We start from the raw sequence: 8227 nt of genomic DNA on the forward strand, positions 1-8227 counted from the left end.
GTCGAACCAAAGTTTGGAGAAGACGGTTCTGCCTTGCTTGTGTCTTATTAGACATGAAATGAGAATGCGGACGATTCGCGATTCTGGCGGATCGAAATCGATGCGAGACGTGCGTTCATGAAGATCAAAGACCTGGCGGGATCGAACTTCCCGGAACTTTCGGCGCAACTGAGCGGCGCTGCCGCGGAAATCGACGTTGCCGGACTGACGGCCGACAGCCGGCAGGTCCAGCCAGGGGATCTCTTCGTCGCCGTCTCCGGCAGCAAGGCCAATGGCGGCGCCTATATCGCCGACGCGCTGAAGCGCGGTGCGGTTGCCGTTGTTACCGAAGCCGGTTCCGAGGTCGACGCTTCGACCGCTCCGGTCCTCAAGCTCTCGCAGCCGCGCGCCTTCCTCGCACGCGCCGCCGCCGCCCTTTACGGCGCCCAGCCCGAGACCATGGTTGCGGTGACCGGCACGGCCGGCAAGACGTCGGTTGCCTCGTTTACCCGCCAGATCTGGGCCCATTCCGGCTATGCCGCCGCGATGATCGGCACGACCGGCGTCGTCGCGCCCGGCCGCAACGACTACGGCTCGCTGACGACGCCCGATCCGGTGTCGCTCCACAAGCTGCTGGCGGAACTCGCCGATGCCGGCGTGACCCATGCGGCGATGGAGGCTTCCAGCCACGGCCTCGACCAGAACCGGCTTGACGGCGTGCGCCTCGCCGCTGCCGCCTTCACCAATCTCGGCCGCGACCACATGGACTACCATCCGACGGTCGAGCATTACATGGCCTCGAAGATGCGGCTGTTCGATGCTCTGCTGCCGAAGGGCGCGCCGGCCGTGATCTTTGCCGACGACCAGTGGTCGGAGCAGGCGATCGCCGCTGCCCGCAAGGCCAAGCTCGACGTGCGCACCGTCGGCCGCAAGGGCGATTACATCTCACTGAAGCGCGTCGAGCATTTCCGCCACAAACAATCGGCAGAAGTGCATGTCGGCGACGATATCTTCGAAATCCACATTCCGCTCGCCGGCGATTTCCAGGTGGCCAATGCGCTCGTCGCGGCGGGTCTGGCGATGTCCACCGGCATCAGCGCCAAGGCGGCCTTCGCAGCGCTTGAAAAGCTTGAGGGCGCCTCCGGCCGCCTCGAACTGGTGGGCCAGACCAAGGATGGCGCGCTCGCCTATGTCGACTACGCCCACAAGCCCGATGCGCTCGAAAACGTGCTCGCTTCCGTGCGACCGTTCACGACCGGCCGCGTCGTTGTGGTCTTCGGCTGCGGCGGCGACCGCGACAAGGGCAAGCGCCCGATCATGGGCGAGATCGCCACGAGGCTTGCCGATGTGACGATCGTCACCGACGACAACCCGCGCTCGGAAGTTCCCGATGTCATCCGCTCCGAAATCATGGCTGCGGCCACGGGCGCGATCGAGATCGGCGACCGCGCCGAGGCGATCCGCACCGCCGTCGGCATGCTGAAGACCGGCGACACGCTGATCGTTGCCGGCAAGGGACACGAGGAGGGGCAGACGGTCGGTTCCGTGACGCTGCCATTCTCGGACCATGCGGAGGTCCGCAAGGCCTTGGGAGGCATGTGATGAACTGGCTCTGGACAAGCAGCGATCTTCTGGCGGCCATGAACGGCCGGCCGATGGGAACTTTGCCCGAGGGCATCTCGGGGATCTCGATCGACAGCCGCTCGATCGGCAAGGGTGAAGCCTTCTTCGCGATCAAGGGCGACCGCGTCGACGGTCACGACTATGCCGGCATTGCGCTTGCCAACGGTGCGGCAGTGCTGGTCGTCAGCGAGGGCAAGTTGCCGGCGCTCGGCCGCCTTACCGCGCCGATGATCGTCGTCGACGACGTGCTCGAAGCGATGATCCGGCTCGGATGCGCCGCGCGCGATCGCAGCGCCGCCAAGATCATTGCCGTCACCGGATCGGTCGGCAAGACGACCACCAAGGAGATGCTGCGCCATGTGCTGAAGCCGCAAGGCCGCGTGCATGCGTCCGTCGCCTCCTTCAACAATCACTGGGGCGTGCCGCTGACACTGGCGCGCATGCCCGAGGCGACCGATTTCGGCGTTTTCGAGATCGGCATGAATCACCCGGGCGAGATCCGGCCGCTGACCGCGATGGTGCGCCCGCACGTGGCCATCGTCACCAGCATCGCCGCCGCCCATCTCGGCAATTTCGACAGCCTCGACCAGATCGCCGAAGCCAAGGCCGAGATCTTCGAGGGCGTGGTCAATGGCGGCCATGCCCTGATCATTCACGACAGCCCGCAATACAAGCTGCTCGAAAGCGCGGCCGCCGCTGCCGGCGTCAGCCACATCCATTCCTTCGGCGCCAATCCCAAGGCGGAGTTCCGTCTCGTCGAGTTCAGCCCGGGTCCGGAAGGCTCGATCCTCTGGGCGGGCATCGGTGGGCGCACGCTGGAGGTCGCGATCGGCGCGCCCGGGCGTCATATCGCCGAGAACGCCGTTGCGGTTCTGGCCGCCGTCAAGCTTGCCGGCGGCGACCTCGATTATGCCGCATCGGCGCTTGCGACCATGCAGGCCGAGACCGGCCGCGGCCGGCGCCATACGCTTGTCATCGGCGGCGGTACGCTGAAGCTGATCGACGAAAGCTACAACGCCAATCCAAGCTCGATGCGGGCGGCGATCTCGCTTCTGCGTGACAGCGAACCGCCTGAAGGCGGCCGCCGCGTCGCCATTCTCGGCGACATGCTGGAAATGGGCGAACACGGCGTCGAGGTGCATGCCGCGCTTGCCCGTCCGCTGGTGGACGCCGGCATCACCGATGTCTGGCTGGCCGGGCCACTGATGGCGAACCTGCGCGACGCGCTGCCGGCGGACATCTCGGTGGTTTACCGCGAGAGCGTCGAAGACCTGAAGAGCTACGCGCTGACCGCCGTCGCTGCCGGCGACGTCGTCATGGTCAAGTCATCGAAGGGCACCGGTTGCGCCAGGATCGTGCAGGGGCTCATCGATACCCATCCGGCGGCCGATGCCGAAAGGCGCGAGGCCGAGGGACAGCCGGCGAGGGATTAGGCCGGCGCCACCGCCCATGAGGGCCGCGGTGGACACTGCTTCGAGTTAGGTGGGCGCGCCCTAACACTTTCACATGTTAGCGCGTATCGTTTTTCAGGTGATTCTGATGGACGAGTTTTTGATTTTGCAGTGCCGCCCGCCCGCCAAGGCGTGCAAAGGCCGCTGCAGCACTTTTAAACGGCTGCACAGTCCTTAAGTCGGTGCCGATCTAGGGACGCATGCAGGAAACCTTTGGGGAAAGGTCCCTTATGCTCATTTGGCTCGTGGAACTGGCGGACCACTTTCAGTTTTTCAATCTCTTTCGTTACATCACGTTCCGCACCGGCGCGGCGCTTTTCACCTCGGCCATGATCGTCTTCCTGTTCGGGCCGGCGATGATCGCCTCGTTGCGCATCCGCCAGGGGAAGGGCCAGCCGATCCGCGCCGATGGGCCGCAGACGCATTTCAAGAAGGCCGGTACGCCGACCATGGGCGGGCTGATGATCTTGGCCGGCATCGTCGTCTCGTCGCTGCTCTGGGCCGATCTTTCGAGCGTCTATGTGGTCTCGACCCTGCTCGTCACGCTCGGCTTCGGCGCCATTGGATTCTACGATGATTACCTGAAGGTTACGAAGCAGTCGGACAAGGGCTTTTCCGGCAAGGCGCGTCTCGGCATCGAGTTCGTGATCGCCGCCATTGCCGTGTTCTTCATGATGCAGGCTGCCCTTTCGAGCGGTTCGGCCGGCTCGACCTTCGGCTCCTCCGTCACCTTCCCCTTCTTCAAGGACCTCATTCTCAATCTCGGCTATTTCTTCGTGCTCTTCGGCGGCTTCGTCATCGTCGGCGCCGGCAACGCCGTGAACCTGACCGATGGTCTCGATGGCCTTGCGATCGTGCCTGTGATGATCGCAGCCGCCGCCTTCGGCCTGATTGCGTACCTTGCCGGTAACGCGGTGTTCGCCAACTACCTGCAGATCCATTTCGTGCCGGGCACCGGCGAGCTTGCCGTCATCCTCGGCGCCGTCATCGGCGCTGGCCTCGGCTTCCTCTGGTTCAATGCGCCGCCGGCGGCGATCTTCATGGGCGACACCGGGTCGCTGGCGCTCGGTGGCCTGATCGGCACGGTTGCCGTTGCCGTCAAGCACGAGATCGTCATGATCATCATCGGCGGCCTCTTCGTCATGGAAACGCTGTCGGTGATCATCCAGGTGTTCTGGTTCAAGCGCACCGGCCGCCGCGTCTTCCTGATGGCGCCTATCCACCACCACTTCGAAAAGAAGGGCTGGACCGAAAGCCAGGTCGTGATCCGTTTCTGGATCATCGCCGTCATCCTGGCGATGGTCGGCCTCTCCACCCTCAAGCTGCGGTGAGCGGACGATGATCCCGGTCACCACTTTCAGCGGCAGGAAGGTTGCCCTCTTCGGTCTCGGCGGCTCGGGGCTTGCAACCGCGCAGGCGCTGGTCGCCGGCGGTGCGGCCGTCACCGCCTGGGACGACAATCCCGACAGTGTCGCCAAGGCTTCCGCCGCAGGCGTGCCGACCGCCGATCTGCGCACGATCAACTGGTCCGGCTTTGCCGCCTTCGTTCTGTCGCCGGGCGTGCCGCTCACCCATCCGAAGCCGCACTGGACGGTCGATCTCGCCCACGCCGCCGGCGTGGAGATCATCGGCGACGTCGAGCTCTTCGTGCGCGAGCGCCGGGCCCATGCGCCCGATTGCCCGTTCATCGCCATTACCGGCACCAACGGCAAGTCAACGACCACAGCGCTGATCGCGCACATCCTCAGAGAAAGCGGTCGCGACACCCAGCTCGGCGGCAACATCGGCACCGCGGTTCTCACCCTCGATCCGCCAAAGGCCGGCCGCTTCTACGTGGTCGAGTGCTCTTCCTACCAGATCGATCTCGCGCCGACCTTGAACCCGGCGGCGGGGATCCTGCTCAACCTCACGCCCGATCACCTCGATCGTCACGGCACGATGCAGCACTATGCCGACATCAAGGAGCGGCTGGTCGCCGGCAGCGGGACGGCCATCGTCGGTGTCGACGACAGTTTCTCGGCGCTCATTGCCGATCGTGTCGAGCGCGCCGGCGCGAAGGTCGTGCGCATTTCGCGCCGCCATGTGCTTGCCAATGGCCTCTACGCCGAAGGCTCGCGCATCCTGAAGGCCGAAGGCGGCACGTCCAGCCTGTTCGTCGATCTCGACGGCATCCAGACATTGCGCGGCGGCCACAACGCCCAGAACGCGGCAGCGGCGATCGCCGCCTGCCTTTCGGTCGGGGTCAGCGCGACGGAGATCGCAAACGGGCTCAAGAGCTTCCCCGGCCTCAAGCACCGCATGCAGCCGGTCGGCCGCAAGGGGTCGGTCGTCTTCGTCAACGACAGCAAGGCGACCAATGCGGATGCGGCCGCACCCGCGCTTTCGAGCTACGAGCGGATCTACTGGATTGCCGGCGGCCTGCCGAAGGAGGGAGGCATCACGACGCTTGCGCCGTTCTTCCCGAAGATCGTCAAGGCCTATCTGATCGGCGAGGCGGCTCCCGCCTTCGCAGCGACGCTTGGCGATGCCGTGCCGTTCGAGATTTCAGGCACGCTGGAACAGGCGGTCGCGCATGCGGCTGTCGACGCGGGCAGGGACGAGGCCGGCGCTTCCGCCGTGATGCTCTCCCCGGCTTGCGCAAGCTTCGACCAGTACAAGAACTTCGAGGTGCGCGGCGATGCCTTTGTCGGCCATGTGCGCGCGCTCGACGGCGTGACGATGCTGATCTGATGCCATGCCGCCGGCGCGCGATCGGCGCGAGGCAGAGGGACGTGATGCCGGGTTTCGGACGTTAGGCGCAAGGGGCGCCGGAGAAGGGGACTGACAAGATGGTAAGCCGAGCCGAACGTGGCCCCGTGGCCGACTGGTTCTGGACGATCGACAGGTTCTTTCTGGCGACCTTCATCCTGTTGATGGGGGTCGGCTTCATGCTGTCCTTTGCCGCAAGCCCTGCTGTCGCCGAGCGCATCGGCCTCGACAGCTTCCACTTCGTCAGGCGTCATGCGCTCTTCCTGCTGCCGTCGCTGGTGGTGATGGTCGGCATCTCCTTCCTGTCGCCGCGCCAGGTGAGGCGGGCCGCGATCCTGCTTCTGGCCGGCTCGCTCGGGATGATGGTGCTGGTGCTCTTTATCGGTGAAGAGGTGAAGGGGTCGATGCGCTGGCTTTCGATCGCCGGCATCTCGATCCAGCCGTCGGAATTCATGAAGCCGGCCTTTGTCGTCGTCTGCGCCTGGCTGTTTTCCGAACACGCCCGCCAACCGGAAATCCCCGGCAATCTCTTTGCCATCCTGCTTTTCGGCATTGTCGGGGCGCTGCTCGTCGCCCAGCCCGACCTTGGCCAGACGATCCTCACGACCGCGGTCTGGGGCGGCATGTTCTTCATGGCCGGCATGCCCTGGCTTTGGATCATCCTGCTCGGCGGTGCGGCGCTCGGCGGCTTCTTCGTCGCCTATACGATGCTGCCGCACGTGGCCGCCCGTATCGACAAGTTCCTGACCGGCGAAGGCGACACCTTCCAGATGGATACCGCCCGCGAGGCGATCATCCGCGGCGACTGGTTCGGCCGGGGGCCGGGCGAAGGCATCGTCAAGCGCATCATTCCCGACAGCCACACCGACTTCGTCTTTTCCGTTGCCGCCGAGGAATTCGGCATCGTCTTCTGCATGGTCATCGTCATGATCTTCGCCTTCCTGGTGATGCGCGGCCTCAGCCATGCCTTCCGCGAACGCAACGACTTCAACCGGTTCGCCGTTGCCGGCCTGGTGCTCCAGATCGGCATCCAGTCGATGATCAACATCGGCGTGAACCTCGAACTGCTTCCGGCCAAGGGCATGACCCTGCCGCTGATCTCCTATGGTGGCTCGTCCATGGTGGCGATCTGCGTCACTGCCGGCTTCATCCTGGCCTTGACCCGTCACCGCCCGGAGAAGCGCGCCGTGGAGCGCAGCCTGTTTCGGTCCGGCATTGGCGTGCCGGCGGAGTAAAATATGACCAAAGGCATCATTCTGCTTGCCGCCGGGGGTACCGGCGGCCACCTCTTTCCGGCTGAAGCGCTGGCGCACGAACTGAAGGACATGGGCTATTCGGTCCATCTCGTCACCGACAGCCGCGCCGAGCGCTATGCCGGCAAGTTCCCGGCCGACGAGGTGCACGTCGTGCCCTCGGCGACGATCGGCTCGAAGAACCCGATCAGCGTGGCGAAGTCGCTGTGGACGCTCTGGACCGGCATGCGCGCCGCGCGCAGGCTGATCGCCCGGCTTCGGCCGAAGGCGGTCGTCGGCTTTGGCGGCTACCCGACCGTGCCCCCGCTTCTGGCCGCGACCGGCATGGGTGTTCCCTCGATCATCCACGAACAGAACGCCGTGATGGGCCGCGCCAACAAGGCGCTCGCCTCGCGCGTCAAGGCGATTGCCGGCGGCTTCCTGCCCGAGGGCACCGGCGCCTTTGCCGAAAAGACCGTGACCACGGGCAATCCGGTGCGCCCGGCGGTTCTTGCCGCCGCCAACGTGCCCTACGGTGCGGCCAGCGGTGAGACGCCGTTTCATCTGGTGGTCTTCGGCGGCAGCCAGGGCGCACAGTATTTTTCCAAGGCGGTGCCCCAGGCGATCTGCCGACTGGACGACGGTCTTCGCCAGCGCTTCAGGGTCACGCAGCAGGCGCGGCCGGAAGACAAGGACGGTGTAATCGCGACCTATGAGAAGCTCGGCGTTCCCGCCGAAGTCTCGCCCTTCTTCACCGACATGGCCGAGCGTATCGCCGGCGGGCAACTGGTCATCTGCCGTTCCGGCGCCTCGACGGTGTCCGAGCTTGCCGTCATCGGCCGGCCCTCGATCCTCGTGCCCTATCCCTATGCGCTGGATCACGACCAGGCGGCCAATGCTGCGGCGCTCGCTGCCAAGGGCGGCGCACGGGTTATCGCGCAAGCCGAGCTCACCGCCGACCGCCTTGCCGGCATTCTGAAGGACGCGGTCGAAAACCCGCAATCGCTCGCCGAGATGGCCGCAAATGCCCGGGAAACCGGCAAGCCGGACGCTGCAAGCTTGCTTGCATCCCTCGTAGAGGCTATTGCCAGCGGTTTGACAGTCGAGAAATTCAGGGAAACACGCTCATGAAAATGCCGAAAACCATCGGGCTGGTCCATTTCATCGGTATCGGCGGCATCGGCATGAGCGGCA

General features: G+C 65.2%; 6 protein-coding genes. All 6 read left to right on the top strand.

The features are described 5' to 3' along the window. The first annotated feature begins 117 nt into the window (after positions 1-117). On the top strand, positions 118-1581 hold the full coding sequence (locus VGO12_RS20620; protein ID WP_327514623.1) for a UDP-N-acetylmuramoyl-L-alanyl-D-glutamate--2,6-diaminopimelate ligase: 1464 nt from the start codon (positions 118-120) through the stop codon (positions 1579-1581). Beyond that, the gene (locus VGO12_RS20625) at positions 1581-3035 is read left to right on the top strand and encodes a UDP-N-acetylmuramoylalanyl-D-glutamyl-2,6-diaminopimelate--D-alanyl-D-alanine ligase (protein WP_327514624.1); all 1455 of its coding nucleotides are present in this window, start codon (positions 1581-1583) and stop codon (positions 3033-3035) included. Before VGO12_RS20620 ends, VGO12_RS20625 begins: the two co-directional genes overlap by 1 nt. Before the next feature lie 248 nt (positions 3036-3283). Next, on the top strand, positions 3284-4384 hold the full coding sequence (gene mraY, locus VGO12_RS20630) for a phospho-N-acetylmuramoyl-pentapeptide-transferase (RefSeq protein WP_327514625.1): 1101 nt from the start codon (positions 3284-3286) through the stop codon (positions 4382-4384). Between the two features lie 7 nt (positions 4385-4391). Beyond that, complete coding sequence (gene murD, locus VGO12_RS20635) at positions 4392-5783, top strand: UDP-N-acetylmuramoyl-L-alanine--D-glutamate ligase (RefSeq protein ID WP_327514626.1); 1392 nt, start codon at positions 4392-4394, stop codon at positions 5781-5783. 98 nt (positions 5784-5881) lie between these two features. Further along, positions 5882-7036 carry a putative lipid II flippase FtsW gene (gene ftsW, locus VGO12_RS20640; protein ID WP_327514627.1) on the top strand — a complete coding sequence of 385 codons (1155 nt, stop codon included), beginning with the start codon at positions 5882-5884 and terminating at the stop codon, positions 7034-7036. A gap of 3 nt (positions 7037-7039) precedes the next feature. Continuing rightward, positions 7040-8164 carry an undecaprenyldiphospho-muramoylpentapeptide beta-N-acetylglucosaminyltransferase gene (gene murG, locus VGO12_RS20645; RefSeq protein ID WP_327514628.1) on the top strand — a complete coding sequence of 375 codons (1125 nt, stop codon included), beginning with the start codon at positions 7040-7042 and terminating at the stop codon, positions 8162-8164. Positions 8165-8227: the final 63 nt, after the last annotated feature.

The sequence above is a fragment of the Ensifer sp. genome (assembly GCF_035999135.1).
Classification (GTDB): Bacteria; Pseudomonadota; Alphaproteobacteria; order Rhizobiales; family Rhizobiaceae; genus Ensifer.